Source organism: Flammeovirga aprica JL-4 (assembly GCF_012844305.1).
Classification (GTDB): domain Bacteria; phylum Bacteroidota; class Bacteroidia; order Cytophagales; family Flammeovirgaceae; genus Flammeovirga; species Flammeovirga aprica.
This window is the reverse complement of the sequence record NZ_JABANE010000002.1, coordinates 47180-72823: the sequence shown is the minus strand read 5'-3', so window position 1 is coordinate 72823 and position 25644 is coordinate 47180. Positions and strand designations below refer to the sequence as shown.

At 36.9% G+C, this 25644-nt stretch carries 27 protein-coding genes; 23 read left to right on the top strand and 4 right to left on the bottom strand.

What is annotated here, in order from left to right; all coding sequences use genetic code 11:
- Window positions 1-260: 260 nt before the first annotated feature.
- Both HHU12_RS01030 and HHU12_RS01025 read left to right on the top strand, forming a co-directional pair.
- Window positions 261-722, top strand: coding sequence for a cold-shock protein (locus HHU12_RS01030; RefSeq protein WP_169654281.1), 462 nt, complete (start codon window positions 261-263; stop codon window positions 720-722).
- A gap of 143 nt (window positions 723-865) precedes the next feature.
- Window positions 866-1057, top strand: coding sequence for a cold-shock protein (locus tag HHU12_RS01025; RefSeq protein WP_169654280.1), 192 nt, complete (start codon window positions 866-868; stop codon window positions 1055-1057).
- Between the two features lie 134 nt (window positions 1058-1191).
- On the opposite strand, the gene HHU12_RS01020 is transcribed toward HHU12_RS01025, so the two are convergent.
- Window positions 1192-2106 (bottom strand): hypothetical protein, encoded by a 915-nt coding sequence (locus HHU12_RS01020; RefSeq protein WP_169654279.1) that lies wholly within the window; start codon window positions 2104-2106, stop codon window positions 1192-1194.
- 309 nt (window positions 2107-2415) lie between these two features.
- Between HHU12_RS01020 and HHU12_RS01015 the strand changes: the two genes are divergently transcribed.
- Together HHU12_RS01015 and HHU12_RS01010 are read left to right on the top strand one after the other, a co-directional pair.
- Window positions 2416-4272 carry a M61 family metallopeptidase gene (locus HHU12_RS01015; RefSeq protein ID WP_169654278.1) on the top strand — a complete coding sequence of 619 codons (1857 nt, stop codon included), beginning with the start codon at window positions 2416-2418 and terminating at the stop codon, window positions 4270-4272.
- A gap of 350 nt (window positions 4273-4622) precedes the next feature.
- Window positions 4623-6995, top strand: coding sequence for an outer membrane beta-barrel family protein (locus tag HHU12_RS01010; protein ID WP_169654277.1), 2373 nt, complete (start codon window positions 4623-4625; stop codon window positions 6993-6995).
- Window positions 6996-7091: 96 nt separating this feature from the next.
- Here HHU12_RS01010 and HHU12_RS01005 read toward each other — a convergent pair whose 3' ends face one another.
- From HHU12_RS01005 to HHU12_RS00995, 3 genes are all read right to left on the bottom strand, one after another.
- Window positions 7092-8102 (bottom strand): alpha/beta hydrolase, encoded by a 1011-nt coding sequence (locus HHU12_RS01005; protein ID WP_169654276.1) that lies wholly within the window; start codon window positions 8100-8102, stop codon window positions 7092-7094.
- 389 nt (window positions 8103-8491) lie between these two features.
- Complete coding sequence (locus HHU12_RS01000; protein ID WP_169654275.1) at window positions 8492-9724, bottom strand: NAD(P)/FAD-dependent oxidoreductase; 1233 nt, start codon at window positions 9722-9724, stop codon at window positions 8492-8494.
- Window positions 9725-9731: 7 nt separating this feature from the next.
- The gene (locus HHU12_RS00995) at window positions 9732-10364 is read right to left on the bottom strand and encodes a hypothetical protein (protein ID WP_169654274.1); all 633 of its coding nucleotides are present in this window, start codon (window positions 10362-10364) and stop codon (window positions 9732-9734) included.
- 258 nt (window positions 10365-10622) lie between these two features.
- Between HHU12_RS00995 and HHU12_RS00990 the strand changes: the two genes are divergently transcribed.
- The 19 genes from HHU12_RS00990 (at window position 10623) to HHU12_RS34960 (ending at window position 25484) form a co-directional block, all read left to right on the top strand.
- Window positions 10623-12188: an HAL/PAL/TAL family ammonia-lyase gene (locus HHU12_RS00990; protein ID WP_169654273.1), complete on the top strand. Its 1566-nt coding sequence runs from the start codon at window positions 10623-10625 to the stop codon at window positions 12186-12188.
- Window positions 12189-12197: 9 nt separating this feature from the next.
- The gene (gene fabG / locus HHU12_RS00985; protein WP_169654272.1) at window positions 12198-12926 is read left to right on the top strand and encodes a 3-oxoacyl-ACP reductase FabG; all 729 of its coding nucleotides are present in this window, start codon (window positions 12198-12200) and stop codon (window positions 12924-12926) included.
- 15 nt (window positions 12927-12941) lie between these two features.
- Window positions 12942-14171 (top strand): beta-ketoacyl-[acyl-carrier-protein] synthase family protein, encoded by a 1230-nt coding sequence (locus HHU12_RS00980; protein WP_240970812.1) that lies wholly within the window; start codon window positions 12942-12944, stop codon window positions 14169-14171.
- Between the two features lie 83 nt (window positions 14172-14254).
- The gene (locus tag HHU12_RS00975; RefSeq protein ID WP_062615622.1) at window positions 14255-14512 is read left to right on the top strand and encodes a phosphopantetheine-binding protein; all 258 of its coding nucleotides are present in this window, start codon (window positions 14255-14257) and stop codon (window positions 14510-14512) included.
- A gap of 24 nt (window positions 14513-14536) precedes the next feature.
- A complete protein-coding gene (locus HHU12_RS00970) occupies window positions 14537-15400 on the top strand; it encodes an LpxL/LpxP family acyltransferase (protein ID WP_169654271.1) in 864 nt (287 codons plus the stop codon).
- Window positions 15400-16776: a lipid biosynthesis B12-binding/radical SAM protein gene (locus tag HHU12_RS00965; protein WP_169654270.1), complete on the top strand. Its 1377-nt coding sequence runs from the start codon at window positions 15400-15402 to the stop codon at window positions 16774-16776. Before HHU12_RS00970 ends, HHU12_RS00965 begins: the two co-directional genes overlap by 1 nt.
- On the top strand, window positions 16755-17201 hold the full coding sequence (locus HHU12_RS00960) for a 3-hydroxyacyl-ACP dehydratase (RefSeq protein ID WP_169654269.1): 447 nt from the start codon (window positions 16755-16757) through the stop codon (window positions 17199-17201). The genes HHU12_RS00965 and HHU12_RS00960 overlap by 22 nt, the downstream gene beginning before the upstream one ends.
- Entirely contained in the window at window positions 17191-17637 is a 447-nt protein-coding gene (locus tag HHU12_RS00955; protein WP_169654268.1) for an acyl-CoA thioesterase, read from the top strand. Before HHU12_RS00960 ends, HHU12_RS00955 begins: the two co-directional genes overlap by 11 nt.
- A gap of 6 nt (window positions 17638-17643) precedes the next feature.
- Window positions 17644-18780: a beta-ketoacyl synthase N-terminal-like domain-containing protein gene (locus HHU12_RS00950; RefSeq protein WP_169654267.1), complete on the top strand. Its 1137-nt coding sequence runs from the start codon at window positions 17644-17646 to the stop codon at window positions 18778-18780.
- Between the two features lies 1 nt (window position 18781).
- Window positions 18782-19396: a hypothetical protein gene (locus tag HHU12_RS00945; RefSeq protein WP_062615616.1), complete on the top strand. Its 615-nt coding sequence runs from the start codon at window positions 18782-18784 to the stop codon at window positions 19394-19396.
- A gap of 13 nt (window positions 19397-19409) precedes the next feature.
- Window positions 19410-19673 (top strand): phosphopantetheine-binding protein, encoded by a 264-nt coding sequence (locus HHU12_RS00940; RefSeq protein ID WP_169654266.1) that lies wholly within the window; start codon window positions 19410-19412, stop codon window positions 19671-19673.
- Window positions 19674-19699: 26 nt separating this feature from the next.
- Window positions 19700-20899, top strand: a complete 1200-nt coding sequence (locus HHU12_RS00935; protein WP_169654265.1) for a beta-ketoacyl-[acyl-carrier-protein] synthase family protein — start codon at window positions 19700-19702, stop codon at window positions 20897-20899.
- A gap of 3 nt (window positions 20900-20902) precedes the next feature.
- Window positions 20903-21889: a beta-ketoacyl synthase N-terminal-like domain-containing protein gene (locus HHU12_RS00930; protein WP_169654264.1), complete on the top strand. Its 987-nt coding sequence runs from the start codon at window positions 20903-20905 to the stop codon at window positions 21887-21889.
- A complete protein-coding gene (locus HHU12_RS00925; RefSeq protein ID WP_169654263.1) occupies window positions 21882-22637 on the top strand; it encodes a polysaccharide deacetylase family protein in 756 nt (251 codons plus the stop codon). The genes HHU12_RS00930 and HHU12_RS00925 overlap by 8 nt, the downstream gene beginning before the upstream one ends.
- A 12-nt stretch (window positions 22638-22649) precedes the next feature.
- Entirely contained in the window at window positions 22650-23282 is a 633-nt protein-coding gene (locus HHU12_RS00920) for a LolA family protein (RefSeq protein ID WP_169654262.1), read from the top strand.
- Complete coding sequence (locus HHU12_RS00915) at window positions 23260-23904, top strand: hypothetical protein (protein ID WP_169654261.1); 645 nt, start codon at window positions 23260-23262, stop codon at window positions 23902-23904. The genes HHU12_RS00920 and HHU12_RS00915 overlap by 23 nt, the downstream gene beginning before the upstream one ends.
- Window positions 23904-24278 (top strand): hotdog family protein, encoded by a 375-nt coding sequence (locus HHU12_RS00910; protein ID WP_062615609.1) that lies wholly within the window; start codon window positions 23904-23906, stop codon window positions 24276-24278. Before HHU12_RS00915 ends, HHU12_RS00910 begins: the two co-directional genes overlap by 1 nt.
- A gap of 1 nt (window position 24279) precedes the next feature.
- Window positions 24280-25077 carry a glycosyltransferase family 2 protein gene (locus HHU12_RS34965; RefSeq protein WP_205959739.1) on the top strand — a complete coding sequence of 266 codons (798 nt, stop codon included), beginning with the start codon at window positions 24280-24282 and terminating at the stop codon, window positions 25075-25077.
- Between the two features lie 68 nt (window positions 25078-25145).
- A complete protein-coding gene (locus tag HHU12_RS34960; protein WP_205959742.1) occupies window positions 25146-25484 on the top strand; it encodes a DUF2062 domain-containing protein in 339 nt (112 codons plus the stop codon).
- Window positions 25485-25644: the final 160 nt, after the last annotated feature.

Sequence of the window (25644 nt, the reverse complement as noted above, 5' to 3'; positions counted from 1 at the left end):
ACTCAAATTGGGTAGCCTTTTTTATTGAAAATCAGTTTTTTATAGAAAAGTATTATTTGTTATTAATGGTTACTATTGGCCTAAAATATTTTTATTGAGAAATAAATGCCTACCTTTGTATTGCATGAGGTACTCGCATTTGAGTACGCATAACTTTGTAGTTACTTTTCATTTGAGATATAATCTTTTTTCGAAAACTTATTTATTGAATGTTTAATACTTATCAGGTTATACTTGGCAGTTATTTTTAAATATTCAATATGGGTAGATCTCAACAGACCTTCAACAAATTAGAAAAAGATAAGAAGAAGAAAAAAAAGCGCGAAGAAAAACTAGCTAAAAAAGAAGAGCAAAAAAAGAACAAAGTGAAAGGCGATCTAGAAAATATGATGGCCTATGTAGATGAATTTGGTAACATTACATCTACTCCTCCAGATCCTGATAAGCCAAAGAAAAAAATCAAGCTAGAGGACATCCAAATTTCAACTTCTAGACAAGAAGATTTAGAAGATCTAAAAAGACAAGGTCGTGTTGATTACTATAACCCAGACAAAAAGTTTGGTTTCATTATAGAAAAAGGATCAAGAGAACGTTATTTCTTCCATATCAGTGATGTAGATGAAAACTACAATATTCAGGAAAGAGATTTTGTGGAATTCGATCTGAAAGATACTCCGAAAGGTAGATCTTGTGTAGATATCACAAAAGCCCCTAAAGAATAAGTCTACTATTTCAGTAGCAATTTAAACATCAATTTAGTATTGTACTGCTTTTTTGTTGGATCACTGTGCATCTACAGTGTGAGGATGGAGAGGTATATTTTATATATAAATTCTGAAAAGAAAATTTTTAATTACATATAGTTATGAAACAAGGAACTGTAAAATTCTTCAACGCTACTAAAGGTTTTGGTTTTATCGTAGATAGCGAGACAAACAACGAAATCTTTGTACACATCTCAGGTTGTATCGACGAGATCAGAGAAAATGATCAAGTTCAATTTGAAGTTGAAGAAGGTAGAAGAGGTTTGAACGCTGTAAACGTTCAGTTGTCATAATCAACTTCCAGTACTTAAGAAGGCCACTCATTTTTGAGTGGCCTTTTTGTATTTTATAAAGGTTCGTAGTCTCAAGATATTTCGTTTCACGAACTTCCTTCATTCTTAATAAAAAAACGCTTCAGTCCTGTTGCTTAGAGCGATTTAGGAGCCTGTGTTTTTTCTCTCTTCACACGTCCATTTCTGTGAATATTAATTTTGTAGTGCTGATCATTAGCATCCTTCGCAATAAATTCTACCTCAGAAGCTTCTCTATGAATACCAGGGTCGCCGAGTATTTGTAAATCTTCAAAGCGAAAATCTGAAAGATGATATTTGTACTCGCTGTTCTTCATTGCCTGATGTACATCGGCTCCAAAATAATAATCCACAATCTTGTCCAGGTCTATGATTACAGGTTTTCCGTAAATATCACCCAAATAAGGATGCTCTAAATCTTCGCTATAAAAAAACAAGGTATCAGGATTAGAAATGCTAATCTCATTAACGTGAGAATACCAGTTATTTTTCAAAAACATAAACGACGAATCATGTTCAATAATATCGTAGGAGATTGGTCCAGCTTCCTTTGACACGTAATAGCCATTTTGATATTCAATGATAAATTCACCATCTGTAGTAAATACGCCTTCATATTCAATACGGTAATCGTCAGTGTTTCTTGTAATAGGTCTGAGGTGATATTGTTTCGCTCTAACATAGGTTCCGGCTACTAAGTTGTATTCTAGCATAAGAATGTCTCCATTACAATAAAAAGTTTCCCCGTATTTACCTAAATTTTCAGGGAAAAATTCCTGCAATCGAGCAATGTAATCCTCTTCACTTTCAGGTGATATATTAGTGGATATTTTATAGGTGATGTAATCTATTATATTTAAAGATGACCCGTTAGAAAAGGCGATTGCTATCGCGATGATCGGTATAGCGATTTTACCTATCATCATAATGTAAGAACCTTTTTCTTGTACTCCGGATAACCCCGGCATAAGTTCCTCTCTTTTTCTTCTAATAGTTTCTCGACGCTCTTTTTCTGAAGTGCTGTTTCTCATTAGTATAGTTTAGTTTTATTTTTTTGCTGAAAAGTAATAATAAGGCATCCCATAAAAATTGAAACTGGCCCAAATGACGCTTCGCTGAACAATTGTGCTAGTCTTTATTTTTCATGAAAAAGCCATGAAAGTAATAAGTACTTACAACTTAAAAATACTATAATTTTTTATAATGTGGAGGAATAGTAGTAGGTTTGAGGGCTAAAGCAATTGCGAAGTGAGACATAAAGCAACTTATTATCACTTCGGTAAGTACTTGTAAGTACCAAGACAAAATTTTTTAAATAATAATTAACTATTAAGACTAACATGAAAAATATACTAATCGTATTTCTATTGTTTTTTAACTTATCTCTTCTACAAGCACAGCACAAAACAGAAACTATTGTAGAAATTGACCTCAATGGTATTCAAGAGCACGCATTGAACGTAAAAGTTTCTGCCCCCAAAGATCAGAAAACACTTGAATTTGTGATACCGGATATTGTACCTGGTACGTATATGACCTTAAAGTATGTGGATTACTTTAAGAAGGTAAGAGCCCTTGATATCAATGGTCAAGAAGCGGAAGTGAAACGCAAGAAAAATGTGTTTTACATTTCGGCACAGGCTCCAATTGATTTCCTAGCCTACACCGTAGTGGATGCCACTTCCAAGAGAGGTATAGTAGGGAAGCCGTCAGTAGTGGAAGGAACGGTATTTACTCCACAAAGTGCATTGATTAATTTCAATATGCTGAATGGCTATTTTGAAGGGTTTGAGAAAACACCTTTTAAAGTAGTGGTGAAGAAGCCTTCGGGATTTTATGGAGCGACGTCTATGAAAAAACTGGAGGAAAGTGATCAGAAAGATGTATTGTATGCCGAAAATTATTTCGGTTTGATAGATCAGCCCGTACTTTATGCCGTACCTGACACCGCTTCATTTGTAGTGGGAGGACAGAAATGTATAGTGGCGGTGCATAATGAGAAAAAAACAGAAACAGCTCCCAAAATCAAGGAAGTGATAGAAGATGTGATGCATCAGGTCAATAATTTTTCTGGTGTCACTTCTCAGGAAGATTATTATTTCTTGATTTATGAAATCGATGAAGCACGTTTAAAGGGAATGTTCAAGTACATGGGGACAGGGTCAGCGTTAGAACATCGTCAATCTTCGGTGTATTACAATACAGTTTTGACGGAGCGTCAATATTCATATATGTATGATCACGTTTCCTGCCATGAATACTTTCACACAATCACGCCTTTGGAGCTGCACTCTGAAAAGATAAAACAATTCAATTATAGAACCCCAGACATGTCGAGGCATACGTGGTTTTACGAAGGCTTTACGGATTACTTTGCTATGCGGACTTTAAATCAATCTTATACAGATGAAATCGCTTTAGCAAACAGTATGTCTTATGGCATTGCAACATCACAAAAACGTCATAAGCAAAGTATGATAGAAAGTAGTCAGGATATTATTCGAAAGAAAAACGTATTCAGTTTCATCAGCAAACTAAAGGATTTGATGGCTTTCTATGAAAAGGGGGCAATGATTGCGTTCTGCTTGGATTTGAAAATCATGGAAAGATCTAACGGAGAGAAAAGGCTTATTGATGTGGTTTTGGAAATACAGAAAGATTACAAAGGAAGGTATTTTAGAGACGAGGATTTTGTAAATGTTTTGAGGGATTATACTTACGCTGGGTTTGGGGATTTTTATAAGCAGTATATTGAAGGTACGGCTACTCCAAATATGCAGAACTACTGTGATAAACTAGGCTGGAAGTATTATCCTGAAGGGGAAAAGATACCAAGATACGGTAATTTCTATGTGAAAAAAGATCATGAGAATGACAAGTATACAGTGACTTACACTAAAGGGAAAAACACTTTAGGGCTTAAAAAGGGAGATCAGATTTTAGCCATCAATGGAGTAAAAGCAAAGGAATTTTATAAGGACCCTAAAAATGAATATTACAAAATGTCATTTCCAAAACTGGGTGATAGCATGGTGATACAGGTGCAAAGAAAGGGTGAAAAAATTATGCTGGATGGAGAAGCTGTTCTAACTAAACTGAAATACGCTAGAATGAAGGTATTAGAAAACCCTACTGAAGATCAAATGAAATATAAATCTTATTTCTTCAAGCACTTGAAAAATGTAGTGGAGATGTAGTATAACATGTTCTTAGTTATTGAAGGGGAAGTGCGAGTGCGTAAGTCATTCCAACCGCACTTCCTCTTCAATCTTAATCCCTCATTCTCTGAGTAATCATTCAATTATTAATAAAACTTATTAAACTCTTACATCCATTCTGTTGAATTGTTATTTACGCGTTAAAAAAAAACTAAATTTACGATCTAACTTTCATCTAAATCATCTATTTCATTTAAAAACAGAAATTTAATTCTTCTCTTTTCCATCCATTTGATGTTAGAATTTTTTAGAATTTATCGCTTTATGGAACATAAAAAAATGCATGAAATTTCGTCTTTAACTGTATAGGTGCATAATTATCAATATCAATGAAAACATTAAATTTCAGTGTCAATTTAATTTTACTACTGTTCGTTTCTATGCTTACACTGGCCAATGATAATGCCGATAAAAACGGGAATATCAAAGGGCAGATTATTGATCAGAAAGACGGTAGTCCTGTGGGATACGCTACAGTATCTTTAAACAATAAAGAAAATGTCTCAGTAGGCGGAGGCCTGACGGACAATGAGGGCCGTTTCAGAATTAAAAATATTCCTTACGGAAATTACACCCTTGTTGTACAGTTTGTGGGCTATAACACTTTGCAACAGTCTTTGAAAATCACATCTCCAAACACAGATGTAGGACAAATCAGTATCAGTGAAAATGTGGAACAGCTCGATGAAGTGGAAGTACGTGCAGAGAAAACAAGCATTGAACGATCTATTGATAAAAAAGTAGTGAATGTAAGTGATGCCATGATTGCAGAAGGGAATTCAGTGTCAGAAGTACTGCAGACGATTCCTGAAATCAGTGTGGGGTCTGATGGTGCAATCAGCTTAAGAGGAGAAAGCAACGTAAGGGTACTGATTGATGGTAAGCCTTCACAGATTGATCCTGCTCAGATTTTCCAGACACTGCCTGCAGGTTCGATTGAGAAAATTGAGGTAATTACTAACCCTTCGGCGAAATATGATCCGGATGGCCTGTCGGGGATCATCAATGTGATCACTAAAAAAGACAAAATGAAAGGCTTGAACGGCAGTGCAAATATTGGTGCCGGATCAGGTGAAAAGTACAATGGTTACCTTGGTTTGAACTACAGAATTAAGAAATTCAATTTCTTCGGGCAGGGTTCTTATGGTGAAAATCGATTTGAAAATCAGAAGGATTTGAAGCGTATTTATGCAGATGAAACAATTCCTACTTTCGATCAGGAAGGTGAAAACATTAGAAAAGGGCGCTATTATAATACAAAATTTGGAGCGGACTACTTCCTGGATTCTACCAATACCATTACCTTATTTGCCGAGATATGGAACTGGAAAGGAGGAGAGGAAAACCTTTACATCAATAATAATTTACAAGGAGATCAGATCATAAGTTCACAGAAAGAATTTGGTGATCAGAAGAATCAGGCACAAGGGTACTCGTTGAGCTTGAACCATAGAAAAGAGTTTAAGAAAGGTATTTTGGAAAGCGACGGCTACTTTAATGGAGGTGAATCTGATTTCTCCACTTCGTCCACTCTTGAGCAGGACAAGGACCGTAACTCATCGGTAAATACAGATGCACGTTGGAATTATGCATCATTGAAGATTGATTATTCACATGAAATCAATGAGAAATCGTCTTTTGAAACAGGCTATAAAGGTGAATTATTAGATGCATCAGCGCAAATCTCAAATAATCTGGGGGGCGTAATCAATAATTATAGCTATGATTATGATCAGTACATCAACTCTCTTTATGGATCATACAGCATTACGTTAGGACAATATTCTATCAAAGCAGGTGTAAGGGGAGAAGTAGCTACAATTGATGGTACCGTAAAAACGGAAAGCGGTCAAGATACTACCTACAACATTAATTACGCGAGTTTATTTCCTACGCTTCACATCCAAAGAAAACTAGGTGATTTCAATACATTAGGGGTAAGTTACTCAAGAAGAATCAACCGTCCAGGTATCTTCAATATGCTGCCTATTGAACAGCGTTCAAACTCTTCTACAGTATCAGTTGGTAATCCTAACCTTCAGCCCTCTTATACCAATTCAATCAGCTTGGATCATGGCTATAACAAAGGAAAATTAGGACTGAATACAAGTGTATATGTAAGACACAGTACAGACATTATCCGAAACGTTTCAAGGTATGATTCCTTAGAAGATTTGACCGTGTATACTTGGGCCAATTTAGGTTCATCGTTGACAGGTGGTGCATCTATTTCTGCCAATTATCAGATAGCAAAATGGTGGAATATTGATGCTAACTTAAATTTCTTCTACTTGGAAATTCAGGATGATAACGAAGAGTTTACAGTACCTTCTGATGCCAATCCAATCAACTGGACAGCAAAACTGAATACAAGGTTTACATTGCCAAAGCATTTTACAATACAAATTATGGGTAGATATGCCGGACAGCAATACGACGCTCAAAATATTACACAGCCCACTTACGCATTAAATGTGGCCGTTAAAAAAGCAATTTTAAAACGTAAAGGCAGCATCTCTTTCAAAGTAGATGATATTGTCAACAGTGGATTTACGAAAGATGTATTTGGTAGAAATTTCCAAGAACAGACGTACTATTTGCAGGAAAGACCTGTATATAGATTATCATTTTCTTATGCCTTTGGTGGACAGTTTCAAGGACGAAAAGCAAGGAAATTACATAGTTCTGGAGGTATGAATTAATTTGAGTTAAGAGTTAAGCTTATAAAAAGAATCCCGGTAGAGAAAATCTAATCTCTATCGGGATTTACCATATATGAAGAACTTAGTACTGAGATTCTAATTTTGAACAATCAAATCGATACCCTCTTCATTATTGATGTAATTTTCATCAACAATAGAATGACCTTCCAAAACCTGATCGTAGAATGATTTTATTTGGTCATTGGCCATCATCATAGGGTTGATAAAGTAATTATGTTCACTTCCCGCCAGGGTGTGGAAAGTAAGATAAGAAGCATTAGATGCCAAATGCTTTTGTTTGATTTTAGAACTTCCCAGCTGGCGCGTCATTGTGATAAACTCCGCCCCTTTTAGCGTGAAATCTTTTTTATTGATAGTGATATATACATTAATATCCTCATCAATTTTCTCAATCCACTCTGCATGATGTTTCTTTTTTACAGCAGGTGCATTGATTAATATATTTTCAAAAACGGCTAATTTCTCATTGTAATCATATGTTCCGGACTGAATATATTCCTCCAGTAAATAATTACCCAAACTGTGCAAGAAAAGAATAGGTTTATCATTTACATTATAATATTTAGCTGAAACCTCATAATCATTTAAGAAGTCATCAAAGTTTTTTGTTGATTGTTTGAAATATTTTTTCGAACGTTTGAATTCTGAGAAGATATTAAAACTCACAGTTTCAGTAGGTACATCAAATAATATAAGGTTGATGTCGTAGTTTTTCTGCAAGGTAATACCACTTCTTAAAGTAGCATTGAAATCTTGTCCGAAGCCATGTACGTGCATAACGAGGTTGTTATGTTTTATTTTTGAAAAGGCTTCATGAAAAGTTGAATATATTTTGACTTTAGGATTTGCCTTATTACTTGTAACTATTAAGTATTTAACGTCAGAAGTGTCTATTTCATGACTTAAATGTACTTCATTAGTAGTGTTATCCACATCCAATACTCTGTTAGTGACCACCAGCATAGGATGGATGTTTGAAGCATCTAAGTTAACTCCCTTGATATTATAGTTGATTTTATATTCTTCATCAGCAAAGCCAAATAAAGAAAGAGAGAGAAAAAGCGTCAATAATAAATAGTTCTTCATAGTAACGAGATTATTGATTGTAATATGGTTCGTCTCAACTCACTACATGTTGTAATTAGTTTCATAGGTATAAACAGAATATAGGAAGAATAGTTTTAAAAATTTACAATTGTAAACGATAAAAAATGTTTGTCTTAGTTAACTTCTATTTATTTATGATATAGTTAATCTATGTTATTAATAATATATATATTAGAAATGATTGATAGTTAGTGAGTTGTATATTGAAGGGTGTGTTGAGTTAAGAGTGAAGAATTAAGAATGATATGGTTCGTAATTTTTTTGAATACATTTTCTTTCGGTAAGTGTAATGCATTACAAAATAAATATACTGATATGTTTTATCTTCATTCTTAATTCTTCACTCTTAACTCTTAATTCAAAAAAGTCTATAGGCTTTGAGCTTCCTTTTGGAAGTGATTGATCGTTTTGATGATCGTTTTATGTCTGTTCACAAAACGGTTTTCTTTGTCCCAAACATAGCCGGCAAGGATAGAAGTGATTTGTTTTTTGAACTCCGGATTGATATTGTCAGAGAAGAACAAATCTTGTAAAGAACCATCATACCAGTATTTGATATAGGACTTGAACACTTCCACACCTCTAAGAATATAATCAGAATAATCCTTTTGCCAGTCTACATCTTCACCTTTCAGTGCTTTTGAAACTAACTCAGCGGCTAATGCAGATGATTCGGCTGCAAAAGAAACTCCCGATGAAAAAACAGGATCAAGGAATTCAGTACTGTTTCCAGTCAAAACATAACGGTCTCCGAAAAGTTGTTTTACACCTACAGAGTAACCGACTTTCATTACAGGCTCAAACTCGTATTCAAGGTTTGAAAAACGTTCTTTATAGAAGTCGGATTGCTGTATCATTTCATTGAATTTCTCCGCTTTGTTTTCTTCAGTAATACCTTCGAAGAAGTGAGTGTCACCCACAAAACCCAGTGAAGTTTTACCATTAGAAAAAGGAATTACCCAGAACCATAAATTCTGATGCAAAATATCAAAAGTAATGGTAGTGCCATCAATAGTATCAGGTCTATTGATGTCTTCCACATGTGTGAAAAATGATCCTCTTGGCGGTAAATCGGAAGGTTTGCTCAAGTCAAGTAGACGAGGTAGCACACGACCATACCCACTGCCGTCAATGATGTATTTTGAAGCAATTTGAGAGGTATTTCCATTTTTATCTTCTATGCTGGTGATGACACTTCCGGTAGAAAAATCCACATTTGTAACTGCATGCTGATAAAGTACTTCAGCCCCTTTTTTCTCTACTTCTTTAGCAATGGTATAGTCAAAATCTGCCCTAGGCATTTGCCAGGTCCATTCCCATCCATCAGTGAACTTTTCAGCAAAAGAAAAGTTACACACTTTATCTTCTTTGAGGAAACGGGCACCAAATTTTTTCTCGAAATGTTGCTCATTCAAAGTATCCAAAAGCCCCGCTTTGTCCAGGTGTTGCATCACTTTTGGAATAAGACTTTCTCCAACCACAAACCTTGGAAATTGCTCTTTTTCAATGATCGTAACATTAAAACCATTTTGCAGTAATATACTTCCAGCAATACTACCCGAAGGTCCAGCGCCTATAATCAATACGTCTGTTTGCTTCATTTTATGATTAACTATTTTTCCTTAAGTAAAAAAAGAAGTCTTTACCAGTGTATCTGAGCGTTCGATACAAAGTAAATCCCCAATAATTACGAACGCCAAATCCGCTAGGATCGCTCATATGATATTGTCGGTAAAGAATCTCTTTTGTTTTTGTATTAAAAAGGACCGACCAAGTGGTACCTTTACTACTCAATTTATTGAAAGTTTCCACTACCAAAACCATTCCCAATTCTTCATTTTCTGTGGTAGGAAGTCCATTAACAATTTCATTAAAGTCTTCTTCCCTAATTTTCTGATGCTCTTCCTGTGAATCGATCACAAGCTTGTTTGGGTCAACCAAATTGTTTCTCTTATTGACAGCTTTCATGTCATAATGCACTTGGCTTTTATTAAAATATTTTTTGATGTTGTATTTATTAGGTTCATTCAATACAAGATCATTCCATTTTCGGAGATAATTTTTCTGTAGATCTTCAGGGTCTTGAAACCCTTGTCTACCAATAAAACTAGCGTGAGTAAAGTCCACACCATAGAATCTGACCTCAGGGTTTTTAAGTAGATTATTCTGCCCGTAGCTACTTAAGTGAGCTAAGAATAGTACAAGAAGGAGTAAGTATTTGTTTGTTGCTTTAGTTTTCATTTTGACATGTATTTGATTAGATAAAAAAAAGTATTTTATTTGCTTTATCGGAAAGCAATAGAATCATTATTGATGTATAGTTAATATAATTTTATTTAAAATTCTAGGAATAGTACAATACATCCTAATTTTATTGTTTTTTTATATGTTAAATCATAAGTTTTATTAACGATGTCTTGTTAAAATGTTTAACTTTTTATGTTAAACTGTTACATTTGCATTTCAAATACTACTTTATCATAATTTTTTTAAAGTATCATGTTATCTATTGAAGGTAATATTAGCAAGCTTGATTTTTTTGAAGATGTACTTCTTAGAAACGAACAAATAATATTAACACCATCGGCCGAAAAGAAAATCAAGGAGAGTTACACATTTCTCCATGAATTTTCATCAGACAAAATCATTTACGGCATCAACACAGGTTTTGGCCCTATGGCCCAATATAAGGTAAATGAAAGTGATCAAATTCAACTTCAATATAATCTTATCAGAAGTCACGCTACTGGCGGAGGAAAGAAAATCAGTCAGTTGCATGCCAAATCCCTATTGTTGTGTAGACTGAATACATTTTTACAAGCGAAGTCGGGTGTGCATATTGAATTGATTCACCTGATGGTTGAACTATTGAACCGCAATATCATTCCTGTCATTTACGAACACGGTGGAGTTGGAGCGAGTGGAGACTTGGTGCAGCTGGCACACCTTGCATTGGCATTGATAGGTGAAGGTGAAGTAGAGTACAATGGCGAAGTTTGTGATGCAAAAGAAGTATTTGAAAAAGAGCAGTTGAAACCATTGCAGATTCACTTGCGTGAAGGATTAGCCTTATTGAATGGAACTTCATGTATGACAGGTATTGGTGCAGTCAATCTGCTTCAAGCTTATAAACTATTGGATTGGGTGGTGATAGGCTCCGCTACAATCAATGAAGTAGTCAGCAGTTTTGATGATTATTTCTCTGAAGAATTGAATGCGGCCAAAACGCATCAAGGACAGCATGACATTGCTGGAATGATCCGTACGCTGGTGGAAGATTCTCAATTGATCCGTAAAAGAGAAAATGTACTTTATCAGGATGAAGCACAATCCATTGCTGTTTTCCAAGACAAAGTACAGGAATATTATTCTATCCGATGCGTTCCTCAGATTTTAGGTCCTATTTTAGAAACTTTGAGAGAAGTGGAGAAAGTAGTCTTAAACGAAGCGAACTCAGTAAGTGATAACCCTATCATTTGCTCTAAAACAGAAAATGTATATCACGGCGGTAACTTCCACGGTGATTATGTTTCTCTGGCCATGGATAAATTAAAAATAGTAATGACAAAATTGTCGATGTTGATGGATCGTCAATTGAATTACCTATTTAACCATAAACTCAACAACATTCTTCCTCCGTTTATTAATCACGGAACGTTGGGGCTGAACTTTGGAATGCAAGGAGCACAGTTTCCGGTCACTTCCACAGTAGCAGAAAATCAATCAATCTCTTTCCCGAACTATGTCCATAGTATTCCAAACAACAATGATAATCAGGATATTGTGAGTATGGGTACTAACTCGGCATTGCTGACGAAAAAAGTGATTGAAAACTCATTTGAAGTAGTGGCAACTTATCAGTTGAGCATTGCACAGGCGGTGAGTTACCTGAAGATCCAAGACAAAATGGATCCTAAATTAAATTCGGTTTATGAATTGGTATGTGGTGTAGTGCCTCCATTCAAGGAAGATTATCCGATTTTTAAAGACTTAAGAAAACTGAAAGAAGTCTTGAGCGCAGAAAATACGGCTCAATTTTTTAAACAAGTAGCAAAAGAAATTTAACGATAAAGTATGAAATACGCACTGGTCACTGGAGCGAGCAGAGGAATTGGGCGTGCAGTTGCGGTAAAACTAGCACAAGACGGCTACAATATTCTGATCAATTTCCAATCGAATGTGGAGGCGGCGAACGAAACGCTTGAGTTAGTAAGACAAGAAGGGCAAGACGGTGAACTATTGAAGTTTGACGTTTCTTCTAAAGAAGAAGTGAATGAGGTATTAGGGACGTGGGTAGAAGAGCACACAGAAGATGTGATCGAAGTCCTTGTCAATAATGCTGGTTTCAGAAAAGATGCCGTTTTCTTGTTTATGGAAGACGAAGAGTGGGACAGCGTATTGGATGTGAATTTAAAAGGATTCAACTACGTGACGCGTTCGGTGCTGAAAGGCATGCTGACACAGAAGTTTGGAAGAGTGATCAACATTGTATCACTTTCGGGTATCAAAGGTATGCCGGGTCAGACCAACTATTCTGCAGCAAAAGCAGGTGTGATTGGTGCAACAAAAGCCCTCGCTCAGGAAGTTGGAAGAAGAAAGGTGACAGTCAATGCTGTAGCACCGGGCTTCATTAAAACTGAAATGACAGAAGACTTGGATGAGAAGCAATTGAAGAGCTTGATTCCGGCAAAACGTTTTGGAGAAGCAAGCGAAGTGGCGGCGGCAGTAGGGTTCTTGGCTTCAAAAGACGCTTCTTATATCACAGGAGAGGTGTTGTCAATTAACGGTGGGCTATATACATAAACCAAAAAGAAATTAATGATGAAAAGGAGAGTTGTCATTACAGGTATAGGAATTTATTCATGTATAGGTGAAAATCTTGAGGAGGTAACACAATCTTTACGCGAAGGAAAATCAGGAATCGTTTATGATGAGGAGCGTAAGGAAATGGGTTACAGGTCAGCACTGACAGGTATGGTGGATGCACCAAACTTGAAAGGGGTAATCAAGAAGAGAGAAAAAGCAAGATTGGCTGAACAAGGTGAGTATGCATTAAATGCTACGCTTGAGGCCATAGAAAATGCAGGGTTGGATAAAGAATTTATTGCTGAAAATAACTTCGGTATTCTTTATGGCAATGACAGTTCTGCTAAGGCGGTGGTACATGCCACTGATACCATCAGAGAGAAAAAAGATACCACTTTACTAGGTTCTGGTTCTATTTTCCAGTCCATGAATTCCACTGTAACGATGAACCTTTCTACCATCTTCAAGTTGAAGGGGATCAATATGACAGTGAGTTCAGCTTGTTCAAGTGGATCACACTCCATTGGTTTCGGTTATTTGCTGATTCAGATGGGCCTTCAAGATCGAATTATTTGCGGTGGAGCACAGGAAATCAATCCTTATGCTATGGGTAGTTTTGATGGTTTGAGTGCCTTTTCTATCCGAGAGGATGACCCTACAAAAGCATCAAGACCATTTGATAGTGACAGAGACGGTTTGATTCCAAGTGGTGGAGCGGCAACAGTGATCATTGAAAGCCTGGAAAGTGCTGAGGCTAGAAATGCACCAATTTTAGGCGAAATCATCGGTTTCGGTTTTTCATCTAACGGCGATCATATTTCTAATCCAAATATGGAAGGACCTGCGAGATCATTGCAGATGGCGATTGATCAGGCGGAAATTACTCCAGCAGATATTGATTACATCAATGCGCATGCTACATCCACTCCAGTAGGGGATGCCAATGAAGCAAAAGCGATTGATCATATTTTCGGTGAGGCCAAACCATACATTTCTTCTACAAAATCCATGACTGGTCATGAGTGTTGGATGGCGGGAGCAAGTGAAATGGTGTATTCTTTGCTTATGATGAATAACTCATTTGTAGCACCAAATATCAACTTAGAAAATCCTTGTGAGGAAGCAGCGGAATTGAACATTCCAAAGGAAGCGGTAGATACTGAAATTGATACTTTCTTGTCGAACTCATTCGGATTTGGAGGAACGAACTCTACCCTTATTGTCCGTAAGTTTAAAAAATAAATACTTTTCAAGCCGAAGTTATTTTGAAGTAATTTGGGCTTGAAACAAAATATATTTCTGTTCACATAAATTAAATTACAAAAATGACAAACGAAGAAATCATTGAAACAATTAACAACTTCTTAGTGGAGGAGTTTGAAGTAGAAAGAGAAGACATTGAGCCTGAAGCAGTATTGAAAGATACGTTAGAGCTTGACAGCTTAGATTATATCGATCTAGTAGTAGAAATTGAAAGTAACTTCAACTTCAAAGTAAAAACAGAAGACTTTGTAGGTATCAAAACTTTCCAAGACTTCTATGATTACATCATCAATAAAGTGAATGCGGGAGTAGTTCAATAAACCACTTTTTAGAATACATTTTTTATGTCTGTTTGGAGTGGAAAAACAAAGGGAGGAGTATTAGGTTATAGTATTTTTATCTTTTTCCTAAAGAATTTTGGAGTGGGTCCTGCAAGTGCGCTTTTGTATTTAGTAGTACCCTACTACGTTCTTTTTGATCCTAAATCTTCCCGTATTTCCTATCGATTCTATAAGGAGAGATTAGGCTTTTCAACATTCAAAGCCGCAAAACATATCTTTACCAATAGAATTACTTTTGGAAGAGTATTGCTTGACAAGTTTGCAATGATGACGCCTATCAAAGAGCGTTATACTTTTGATTGTGATGGAGAAGAGAGATTACACGCCCTTGGGGAAACCGGAAAAGGCGGTATGATCATCACGGCACACATTGGAAACTGGGAAATTGCAGGGCAGTTGCTGGACCGTTTATCCACCAAAATACATGTTGTGATGTTTGATGCAGAATATCAGAAAATCAAAAATCTGGTCTCATCACAGTTGGGAAATAGAAATTTTAATGTGATTGCGATCAAAGAAGATATGTCACATATTTTTCTTATCAACAAAGCTTTGAAAAATGGAGAAATTCTCTGTATTCAAGGGGATCGCTTTCTAAGTGGAGCACCTACATTGGAATTGGATTTTCTCGGTGAAAAAGCATTATTTCCTAAGAGTGTATTTGATATGGCAAGCCGATTGAAAGTACCTGTTTGCTTTGCATTTGCCATGAAAGACAAAGGAATGCATTATAAGTTGAATTCGTCAGTTGCCTATGAAGGAATGAAAAGTAAAGAACTGGCGGAGCAATATATAAAACTGGTCGAACAGAAAGTACAGGATTATCCAGAACAATGGTTTAATTTTTACGATTTTTGGAAGAAATAATGTCTATCGGAATAGCAAACAAACAAGTAGTACTTTTATCAGCCAACCAATTTAAGGTTCCTTATCCTGTTTACCCGATTGGAATATCTTATCTAGCCACATATTTAAGAGAAAAATTACCCACGCACAGGGTTTCATTAATTGATTGCAACCTTGTGTCATTAGAAGAACTTAAAGCAAAAGTAAAAGAAATCAGTCCTGATTATGTAGGCGTTTCTTTACGAAATATCGATGACTCTGACTCTTATCATCAAGCCAGTTTTATTCAGCATTACAAATCGCTGATTGACTCAGTGAAAAGTGTTTCAGAGGCTAAAATTATTTTGGGAGGATCGGGTTATTCGATTTTCTACAAAGAACTTTATAAAGAATTAGGTGCAGACTATGGCGTAGTGGGTGAAGGTGAAGAAAGTCTGACACAACTGATTCAAGCACTGGATAATAATACTTCTGTTGAGAACATTCAATCATTGGTCTATGAAAAAGACGGTGAAGTGGTTTTCAATGATAAGAAAGATTATTCATGTGCCCTCCGTTTTGCATTTGATCCACATCTACTGAAATACTATTGGAAAGAAAGTGGTTTGATTAATATTCAAACCAAAAGAGGCTGTCCGTACAAATGCGTGTACTGCAGTTATCCTAGTATTGAAGGTAGGAAAGTAAGAATGCTGGATCAGGATTTAATCATTGATTCATTAAAGAAAATACAAAAAGAGAACCAAGGCGATCATGTATTTTTTACAGATTCAGTCTTTAATCTCAATGCAGAATACAATAGAGTATTGGCGGAGAAAATCATTGAAAATGGCATCAAGATAAAATGGATGGCCTATTTTTCTCCTTTCAATATTACCAAAGAAGATCTGGAACTGTTTAAGAAATCTGGGTTGACGCATATTGAATTTGGTACGGATTCACTGTCAGATGCACAGCTGAAAAGGTACGGTAAGAAATTCAATGTAGATGAAATCGTTCGCGTTTCAGAATTGTGTGATGAGGTGGGCATTCACTTTGCTCACTTTTTGATTTTAGGAGGAGTTGGAGAAACGGACGAAACAATAAGAGAGACATTAGAAAACTCTAAAAGATTTCCGAGGACGGTCTTTTTCCCATTTGTCGGCATGAGGATTTTCCCGAATACACCACTGTATAATATTGCACTGGAAGAAGGGGTGATCACAAAAGATACTTCTTTGCTTACGCCTAAATATTACATTTCTGATAAGGTGGATTTATCCAATATTCAGGAATTAGCAAAGGCAACAGGCAGAAAGTGGGTGTTCCCGACAGAAATGGATGAGATCTCTGAAAATATGAAATTTTTAAGAGAAAGAAATAAAAAAGGCCCACTATGGGAACTGATAACACAATGATAGCTACAGCAGAAACAATAGAACAATATATTCCTCAACGTGCACCGTTTATTATGGTCGATAATCTTTTGGAGGCCGACGAAAAGGTGACAGTAACTTCAAAAGAAGTGAAGGAAGATATGCTTTTTGTGAGAAAAGGGAAACTTCAAACGGCAGCACTAGTAGAGAATATTGCTCAGACTGCCGCTGCAGGCGTGGGATACAGATGTGCTCAAGCGGAGAAGGATGTACCGCTTGGGTTTATTGGTGGTATCAAAGGGTTTCAATTACAGAAACATCCCTTGGTAGGAGAAACGATTACTACTACAGTAACCGTGAAAAATGAAGTGTTTGGTGCTTCTATTGTGGAAGGAGTGATTACGATCAACGAAGAAGTGATTGCTTCAGCAGAGTTGAAAATTTTTATTGAGCAAGATGAAGCGTAATTCAACAGCAGAAGCAACGGAATTGGTCAACAAAACGGTATTTCCAGTACGTTTCAGTGAGGTGGATACAATGCGTATCGTATGGCATGGTCACTACATCAAGTACATGGAAGAAGGCCGTGAAGCGTTTGGCCTAGAACACGGCATCAGCTATATGCAGATGTACGAAAAGGGCTTTATGGTTCCTGTTGTAAGTGTAAAATGCGATTATAAACAGCCACTTCGCTACGGTGATAAAATCATTGTGGAAACTACTTTTGTAGAAACGAGGGCGGCCAAGCTTATTTATAAATTCAGATTATTCAGAAGCTCAGACAATGTGCTGGTGGCTACTGGAAAATCAATACAGGTTTTCATTACAGAAGACCATGAGTTGCAGTTGACGTTCCCTGAGTTTTTTGAGGAATGGAAACGTGAAAAGGGTTTAATTAAATAGTGTGAAATGCAGAAGAAGGTATATGTAGTGGCAGATGCTTTGATCTCTTCGCTAGGCAATACGCCGGAAGAGAATTTTGAAGCATTATCCCAAGGAAAGTCAGGAGTGGAATTGCACAACGTACATGCAGATCAGGAAAATTATCTTTCACTGATTGATATGGAGCGTGTGGCAAAAGAACATACTGTGCTTGAAAGTTTGGAGGAATACACACGTTTGGAGCAGTTGTTTATCGCTTCCATTCAAGATGTGCTGCAGACTGCTAATATCACTTTGAGCGATAAAAAAACACTATTACTGTTGTCTACCACAAAGGGAAATATTGATTTATTAAACCAAGACAAACAGGAGCAATTCGGTAAAGAAAGATTGTTTATTGGAGGGTTAGCACAGAAAGTAGGCGACTATTTTGAATGTGCCAATACCGTTCAAACGATCTCAACCGCTTGTATTTCTGGAGTAGCCGCACAGAACATTGCCGCACGTTTACTACAAGGAAAAACTTACGAACATATAGTGGTTTGTGGCGGTGATATTATAGATAATTTCACTTTGTCAGGATTCACAGCATTCAACGCCGTAGCACCTCAGCCATGTCAGCCTTTTGATAGAGATCGTGAAGGAGTATCACTTGGAGAAGCGATTGGAACGGTGGTTTTGAGTACGACTATCCAAAGCGACATTCAAGTGCTGGAAGGGGCAATGAACAACGATGCAAATCATATTTCAGCACCCTCAAGAACAGGTGAAGGCGTTTTCAGAGCAGTAAGGAATACCTTGAAAAAACATGGAATAGAAGCCTGTGAAATTGATTTTATTTCAGCCCATGGCACTGCCACACCTTATAATGACGAAATGGAAGCACAGGCATTCAACAGACTTTCTTTAGAAGAAAAACCATTGAATAGTTTGAAGGGATATTTCGGTCATACACTAGGAGGGGCAGGATTGGTAGAGTCTATTATTACCATGCATTCGCTGAAAAATAATAAGTTGATAGCCACAAAAGGTTTTCAGAACCTCGGCACCACTTTACCGCTCAATGTACTGACGGAAACAGTGGAACAGCCTGTTACTTTAGCCTTAAAAACAGCTTCTGGATTTGGAGGGTGCAACGCCGCAATTTTATTAAAACAGGAATAGGATGAAAGATTTATTTATAACAGACAGCATTCACCTTTCCAACAATAAAATTACTTATAGAGGAGAGGACGCTCACTTTGAAGCAGAAGACCTGAAGCAGTTTTTGAAAAAGGTGTACAAGTCATTGGAGTTGAGTTACAGCAAGTTTTTCAAAATGGACCTGATGTCTAAAGCAGGCGTACTGGCAACAGAGTTTTTGGTTAGAAATAACAATTTAATAGAGAAATATAATGATGATGAAGTAGGGCTAGTATTTGTCAATAAAAGTGCATCACTAGACACCGACCAACAGCATCATGATACCATAAAAGAGGCATCGGCCTATTTCCCAAGTCCGAGTATTTTTGTGTATACCTTGCCCAACATTGTGATGGGTGAAGTTTGCATTAAACACAAATGGAACGGGGAGCAACAATTTTTTATTCAAGACACAATGGACCTCCCATTTTTATATGAGAATGTAGTGCAGACGTTTCAATCTACGTCAACCAAAGCGTGCATTTTCGGATGGGTGGATTGTTTTGAATCACAACTTAATGTGAAGTTAGTTTTAGTAGAAAAGGGAAGTGAAAATGATACTCCTTTTGCATTAAAACAACTGGAGTCTATTTTTTAAAAATATTGGAAAAATGAATTTAGAAGAATTAAAAGAGCAGCTTAAAGTTCAAATTATCGAGCAGTTGAACTTAGAAGAAGTAGAAGATATTGATAACGAAGAGCCTTTATTTGGTGACGGTTTAGGTCTTGATTCTATTGATGCTTTGGAATTGGTGCTTTTATTAGAAAAAGAGTACGGAATCAAATTAGAAAATCCTAAAGCAGGAAAAGAAGTATTTGGTTCAATTGACACAATGGCCAACTTTATTGCAGCACAGCTTGCAGTCAAAGAGTAGTATTTATCTGTAATTCCATTAAGTATATGTCTAAGGTTTTTGTAACGGGTATTGGAGCAATAGCAGCCATAGGAAATGATGTGCATTCAATCTTTGAATCTTTAAAAGAAGGCAGAACGGGCATTGATAAGATGCATCGCCTTCAGAGTATTCATGCGGAAAGACTTCCTGTAGGGGAGGTAAAGATGACCAATGATGTTCTGAAAGAGGATTTGGGTTTGAATAAAGAAACGGATTATTCCAGAACGCTTTTACTCGCTCTGAAAGCGGCGAAAGAAGCAGTGGCGGATAGTGGCATACAACCTACAAAAACCATAAAGACAGGACTGATCTCTGCCTCAAGTGTGGCGGGAATGGATTTAACAGAAACAGTGGCCAAGGATTATTTTGAGGGGAATACTATTGATACAAGCATTGTCAAAAAACATCCCTGTGGCAATAGTACCCGCTTCTTGGCACAGTACTTTGAAGTCAACGGTTTTGTATCAACGATCAGTACGGCTTGTTCTTCTTCTGCCAATGCGATCATGCTGGGTGCAAGAATGATCAAACACGGAAAACTGGATCGTGTGATTGTTGGCGGCGCCGATGCGTTGACAAAGTTTACGCTGAACGGGTTTGATTCATTGAGAATTTTAGACTCCGAAAAAACGAGAGCTTTTGATGACAGCAGAACGGGTCTTAACCTTGGTGAAGGGGCAGGTTTTTTAGTCTTGGAATCGGAGCGCTTAGTAGAGCAAGAAGGAAAGAAAACGTATTGTGAAGTGGTCGGTTATGCCAATGCCAATGATGCTTTCCATCAAACGGCTTCTTCTCCTGAAGGAAATGGTGCCTTTTACGCCATGCGTGATGCACTGCAAGTGGCAGGGGTGAAAGAAACGGAAGTGGATTACATCAATGTACATGGTACAGGAACAGAAAATAATGATCTTTCTGAAGGAGTAGCCATGAAGAGGTTGTTTCAAGAAGCACTTCCACCGTTTAGTTCTACAAAGCCTTTCACAGGACATACCTTGGCAGCGGCCGCAAGTATAGAAGGAGTAATCAGTTGTTTGACTTTAGAGCATCAGCTGATTTTTCCGAATTTGAATTTCAAAACACCAATGCAGGAGTTAGAAATTGTACCGGTAACTGCCCTGCAAAAAGTAGAAGGTGTAAAGACCATATTATCCAATTCTTTTGGTTTTGGAGGAAACTGTTCATCCATTTTATTTCAGAAAAATTAGCCTATGAAAACGTACATTAATGGTGTCGGTTTGATTTCTACTCAGGAAACTTTCAAAACGGAATTTTCACTTCAAGTACCAACAGCCACAGAAGACGGAAGATGGGAAGCCACGTTGCCACCTATCAAAGAATACCTTTCTCCAAAGGTATACCGCCGTATGTCCAAAGTGATCAGAATGGGTGTTTTGTCTACATTGATTGCCATGGAGGACGCGGGTGTGAAGTCAGAGGAATTGAGTGGAGTGATTGTAGGAACGGGATTAGGTTGCTTGGTCAGTACAGAGAAGTTCTTGAACAGCATGGTCACTTCTGAGGAGTCGATGGTGAACCCTTCGTCTTTTATCGTTTCTACTCACAATACAATTGCCGGGCAGATTGGTTTGGTACTGAAAAACAATGGCTATAATACTACTTACAGTCAGGAAGGTACCTCATTTGAAAATGCATTGCTGGATGGTTTCCTTTTTACCAAAGAGCGTAAAAATACCAATTGGCTAGTGGGAGGTATCGATGAATTGACGCCTACAGTACAGCAACTTTATAAAGAGAATAATTACGGTGGACAGTGGGGAGAAGGTGCAGGTGTATTTATCATTTCTGATCAAAAATCGGAAAGTACTTATGCCGAAATAGTAGATGTAAAAGCAGTATTGCAGAGTGATGAAAGCTTGAATAGTACTATTGATAACTTCCTTCAGGAAAATGAAATAAATAAAGAAGATATTGATCTAGTTTTGACAGGTGATGCTGGAAATGAGGCATTGAAACTCTTATACGCGGAAGCAAGACTTGAGGTGTTGAACTTCAAAAAATGGTCGGGTGAATATCATACGGCTTCATCATTTGGTGTGGGTTTAGCCGCTAAAATGATGAAGGACGAAACCTTAAGACAATCACTTTTGGGCAAAGGTAAAGTAGTGAATACAGTACTAGTACACACCACATTTTTTGATGGAACACAAGGGCTAATTCTTTTAAGGAATGTCTAAATTCCATAAAACATTGCTCGTCAGCGTATCACTAATTTTTCTTACGCTTTATTTGGGGAGTAAGGTACATGTGCTCTTTTTCTTTTTATCGTTTTTGATATTGATCACAGCCCTTTTTGTAATTGTAATGGGTGTTATTAAAATAGAAAACAACTTCTTTTTGAAATCATGGATCAAGAAAGAAGGAGTACAGAAAGTGGCGTTGACGTTTGATGATGGACCTAATAAAGAGACAACAGAAAAGATTCTAGAGATCTTAGGACAGTACAACGTAAAGGCAACTTTCTTTTGTATTGGACATAAAATTGAAGAAGATTTTGAGACGATCGAAAAAATAGTGGCACAAGGGCATGAAATTGGCAATCATACTTGGTCGCATAGTTATTTTTTTGATCTCTATTCTACCTCAAAAGTGAAGGAGGAACTTCAAAAAACAAATGCTTTGATTGAGGGGATGACAAAGCAGGAAAATAAACTGTTCCGTCCGCCTTATGGCGTTACTAATCCGCATATTGCCAAAGCGGTGAAAGCATTGGGATTACACTCAGTCGGCTGGAGCATTCGTTCTTTGGATACGATTGCAAAGACAAAAAAAGAGTTGATTAGCAAGGTAGAGAAAGTGTCAGGTGGTGATGTGATTTTATTGCACGATACCATGCAGATTACAGTAGATCACCTTGAAGAAATAATAAAAATAATTCAAAGGAAAAACTTACAAGCGGTAACTGTTAGTGAGCTTTTCAACTAAATGGAGCATTAAATGAAATTGAAATATTATATAGGTTTTACATTTTTGCTTATTCAATCGGTTTGTTGGGCACAGCAATATGAACCCATTGAAAATACAGATCAGGCCATTATGGACCTGAAAGAAAATGCAAAGACCATCCAAAGCATAAGCAGTGACTTTGTGCAAACCAAACATCTTTCATTGATGAATCAAGATCTCATCAGTAAGGGTGCTTTTTTGTATAAAAGCCCTAACCGTTTAAGATGGGAATACCTCTCACCGATTACTTATGCCATCATTATCAACGGGGATATTATCTCTATGATTGATGAAGAGAAGACCAATACTTTTGACGCTTCTTCCAATCCTATTTTCTCTGTAGTGAACAAAATGATGCTCAATATGGTGAATGGAAATATTGGTGATGATGAGAATTTTGAGGTGAAATATTTCAAAGGTGATAACACAGTGAAGATGCAGTTGAAGCCCAAAGACAGTAATTGGAGTCAGTATATGGCCGAACTTCATTTGTATATCAGCCTAAAAGATTATTCGGTGTTCAAAGTGGTAATCAAAGAACAGGGGGAGGATTACACTCAGTTTGATTTTGTGGATCATAAATACAATGAAACGATAAGCGATGACAACTTTGTGGAGAAATAGCCTGCTGTTCCTGCTGATCAGTGTTTTATCTTCTTGTACTTATTATCACAAGTCCTCTTTTTCAAAATTGGAAAATTGTGATGAAGAACTTTTGAATGAAACATTGGAACAGCCTGTCACCCGTTTGTTCAAATCGAAGATCTATTTCTACGATAAATACTATACGGGTTTGCTTGTGGTGAAGTCACTGAATGAAACCGAAAAGCAGGTAGTATTGGTGACCGAGATTGGAATGAAGTTATTGGATATGACCATTACTCCAAAAGACTATACAACCAATTTTGTGATTCCACCACTCGATAAAAAAATGGTGTTGAATCATCTTTGGAAGGACTTTTCGGAAGTGTTTTATGATGTGGATTTTGACAATCAGAATATGGTGGTCAAAAAATGTTGGGAACGTGAAGATGACATCCTTTTGAAAGTGAAAAAAGGAAGGAAAAAATACTACTTCTTGTTTGATGGGAAGAAAAGGAGAAAGGAAGTGTATCTTCTGGAAATGTTTGGGAACATAGGAAAAACCATCCTGTTTGATTACAAAGACAAGCATTTGGAGTCGGTAGAGATTGATGCTTCCCACCTGAAATTAAAAGTGAAATTAGAGAAAAAAGAAATATTATAATGTTACAGCAAACAGACTTCTTTCAAGTGAAGGAATTGACAAAAGAGGAAAATAAATTTTCGGCTCAGATCAGTTTGAATAAAGAGCATGAAATTTTCCAAGGTCATTTTCCAGGACAGCCTGTCACGCCGGGGGTGTGTATGCTGGATATCATAAAGGAATTGTGCGAGCAGGAATATCAAAAGGAAGTTGCTGTATCTGCCATAAAAACCATCAAATTCTTGTCGATTCTGGATCCACAGCTCCAAAGTGAAGTGGTGGCAGACGTAACAGTTTTAAAACAGGAAAATGATACAATGGAGGTGAAAGCTGAATTGAAAGATCAGGAGAAAGCCTATTTTAAATTTAGAGGAACCTTCACAGACTTTGAATAAAATGAATGGAGTTGAAGAACATATTGCTTCCCCACGTTTGCAGGCAGATTTTGATCGTCTGAAATGCTGTGTTTTAATTCCTACTTACAATAATGATAGGGAATTAAAAGGGGTGATTGATAGTGTATTGGAATATACCACTAATGTGATTGTGATCAATGACGGCTGCACGGACAATACTTCAGAAATCTTAAGTCAGCTTCCGAACATCCAAAGCATTGTATTTGAGCAGAACCGCGGAAAGGGAAAAGCATTAAGAGCGGGATTTTTGGAAGCAGAAAAACAAAGTTTTGAATATGCGATCACCATTGATTCTGATGGACAGCATAAAGCGTCTGACCTTCCTCAGTTTATTGAAAAACTAGAGACAAACACTAATGCCATCATTATTGGAGCAAGGGATATGCTTCAAAATTCAGTACCTGGGAAAAGTAGTTTCGGCCATAAATTTTCCAACTTCTGGTTTACATTTGAAACGGGAATCAAAGCACCTGATACACAATCGGGTTACCGTTTGTATCCTCTAAAACAAGTCAATGATATTCAATTGATTTCGTGGCGTTATGAGTTTGAAATTGAGATTTTGGTAAGGTCAGCATGGAAAGGTGTGGCGATTGAAACAGTGCCGATAAATGTGTATTATCCTCCAACAGAAGAACGCATAACGCACTTCAGACCTTTTACTGATTTTACAAGGATCAGCATCCTAAATACCATATTGGTCACCATCTGTTTACTATACATCAAGCCTAGAGACTTTTTCAGAAGTCTCAAAAAAAAAACATTAAAGAGCACATAAAGGACCTCTTTTTTGATGTAGAAGAACCGCCATATAAAAAAGCATTAGCCGTCTTCTTTGGGGTTTTTATGGGAATAGTACCTATTTGGGGCTATCAGTTAGTAACAGCGATTGGGCTGGCACATTTTTTCAAACTGAACAAACCCATCGTGATTGTAGCGGCCAATATCAGCATTCCGCCATTTATTCCGCTTTGGTTGTATGCAAGTTTTAAAACCGGGGAAATCCTGTTTAATGAAAAAATTATCATTCCCCAACTAGATGAAATTAACTTCGATGTGATACAACAACATCTGATGTTATACAGTGTGGGAGCGACCGTCTTTGCGTTTCTTCTTGCATTCGTTTTAGGATGTATTAGTTTTGGAGCTTTTAAGCTGATAGCCTATAAGGCGGGGGAAGAATGAAGAATTAAGAATGAAGAAAAAAAGGATATCGATTGTGGGAACGTCCTCGCGAACCACAACAAGAACCACTTTAACTCTTAATTCTAAACTCTTAACTCTAATAAAACACAGAAGTTGACGATTATAAATTAACATAATGAGCCAATTTTTTTTAAAGATA

Coding starts and splice junctions, on each gene's coding strand:
- HHU12_RS00980 (WP_240970812.1), top strand. CDS start 12,942: ATGATGAAAAGGAGAGTTGTCATTACAGGTATAGGAATTTATTCATGT.
- HHU12_RS00975 (WP_062615622.1), top strand. CDS start 14,255: ATGACAAACGAAGAAATCATTGAAACAATTAACAACTTCTTAGTGGAG.
- HHU12_RS01025 (WP_169654280.1), top strand. CDS start 866: ATGAAACAAGGAACTGTAAAATTCTTCAACGCTACTAAAGGTTTTGGT.
- HHU12_RS00940 (WP_169654266.1), top strand. CDS start 19,410: ATGAATTTAGAAGAATTAAAAGAGCAGCTTAAAGTTCAAATTATCGAG.
- HHU12_RS00960 (WP_169654269.1), top strand. CDS start 16,755: ATGGGAACTGATAACACAATGATAGCTACAGCAGAAACAATAGAACAA.
- HHU12_RS00920 (WP_169654262.1), top strand. CDS start 22,650: ATGAAATTGAAATATTATATAGGTTTTACATTTTTGCTTATTCAATCG.
- HHU12_RS00925 (WP_169654263.1), top strand. CDS start 21,882: ATGTCTAAATTCCATAAAACATTGCTCGTCAGCGTATCACTAATTTTT.
- HHU12_RS34960 (WP_205959742.1), top strand. CDS start 25,146: ATGGGAATAGTACCTATTTGGGGCTATCAGTTAGTAACAGCGATTGGG.
- HHU12_RS00915 (WP_169654261.1), top strand. CDS start 23,260: ATGACAACTTTGTGGAGAAATAGCCTGCTGTTCCTGCTGATCAGTGTT.
- HHU12_RS00950 (WP_169654267.1), top strand. CDS start 17,644: ATGCAGAAGAAGGTATATGTAGTGGCAGATGCTTTGATCTCTTCGCTA.
- HHU12_RS01030 (WP_169654281.1), top strand. CDS start 261: ATGGGTAGATCTCAACAGACCTTCAACAAATTAGAAAAAGATAAGAAG.
- HHU12_RS01010 (WP_169654277.1), top strand. CDS start 4,623: ATGAAAACATTAAATTTCAGTGTCAATTTAATTTTACTACTGTTCGTT.
- HHU12_RS00910 (WP_062615609.1), top strand. CDS start 23,904: ATGTTACAGCAAACAGACTTCTTTCAAGTGAAGGAATTGACAAAAGAG.
- HHU12_RS00935 (WP_169654265.1), top strand. CDS start 19,700: ATGTCTAAGGTTTTTGTAACGGGTATTGGAGCAATAGCAGCCATAGGA.
- fabG (WP_169654272.1), top strand. CDS start 12,198: ATGAAATACGCACTGGTCACTGGAGCGAGCAGAGGAATTGGGCGTGCA.
- HHU12_RS00955 (WP_169654268.1), top strand. CDS start 17,191: ATGAAGCGTAATTCAACAGCAGAAGCAACGGAATTGGTCAACAAAACG.
- HHU12_RS01015 (WP_169654278.1), top strand. CDS start 2,416: ATGAAAAATATACTAATCGTATTTCTATTGTTTTTTAACTTATCTCTT.
- HHU12_RS00930 (WP_169654264.1), top strand. CDS start 20,903: ATGAAAACGTACATTAATGGTGTCGGTTTGATTTCTACTCAGGAAACT.
- HHU12_RS00965 (WP_169654270.1), top strand. CDS start 15,400: ATGTCTATCGGAATAGCAAACAAACAAGTAGTACTTTTATCAGCCAAC.
- HHU12_RS01000 (WP_169654275.1), bottom strand. CDS start 9,724: ATGAAGCAAACAGACGTATTGATTATAGGCGCTGGACCTTCGGGTAGT.
- HHU12_RS00990 (WP_169654273.1), top strand. CDS start 10,623: ATGTTATCTATTGAAGGTAATATTAGCAAGCTTGATTTTTTTGAAGAT.
- HHU12_RS34965 (WP_205959739.1), top strand. CDS start 24,280: ATGAATGGAGTTGAAGAACATATTGCTTCCCCACGTTTGCAGGCAGAT.
- HHU12_RS00945 (WP_062615616.1), top strand. CDS start 18,782: ATGAAAGATTTATTTATAACAGACAGCATTCACCTTTCCAACAATAAA.
- HHU12_RS00995 (WP_169654274.1), bottom strand. CDS start 10,364: ATGAAAACTAAAGCAACAAACAAATACTTACTCCTTCTTGTACTATTC.
- HHU12_RS01020 (WP_169654279.1), bottom strand. CDS start 2,106: ATGAGAAACAGCACTTCAGAAAAAGAGCGTCGAGAAACTATTAGAAGA.
- HHU12_RS00970 (WP_169654271.1), top strand. CDS start 14,537: ATGTCTGTTTGGAGTGGAAAAACAAAGGGAGGAGTATTAGGTTATAGT.
- HHU12_RS01005 (WP_169654276.1), bottom strand. CDS start 8,102: ATGAAGAACTATTTATTATTGACGCTTTTTCTCTCTCTTTCTTTATTT.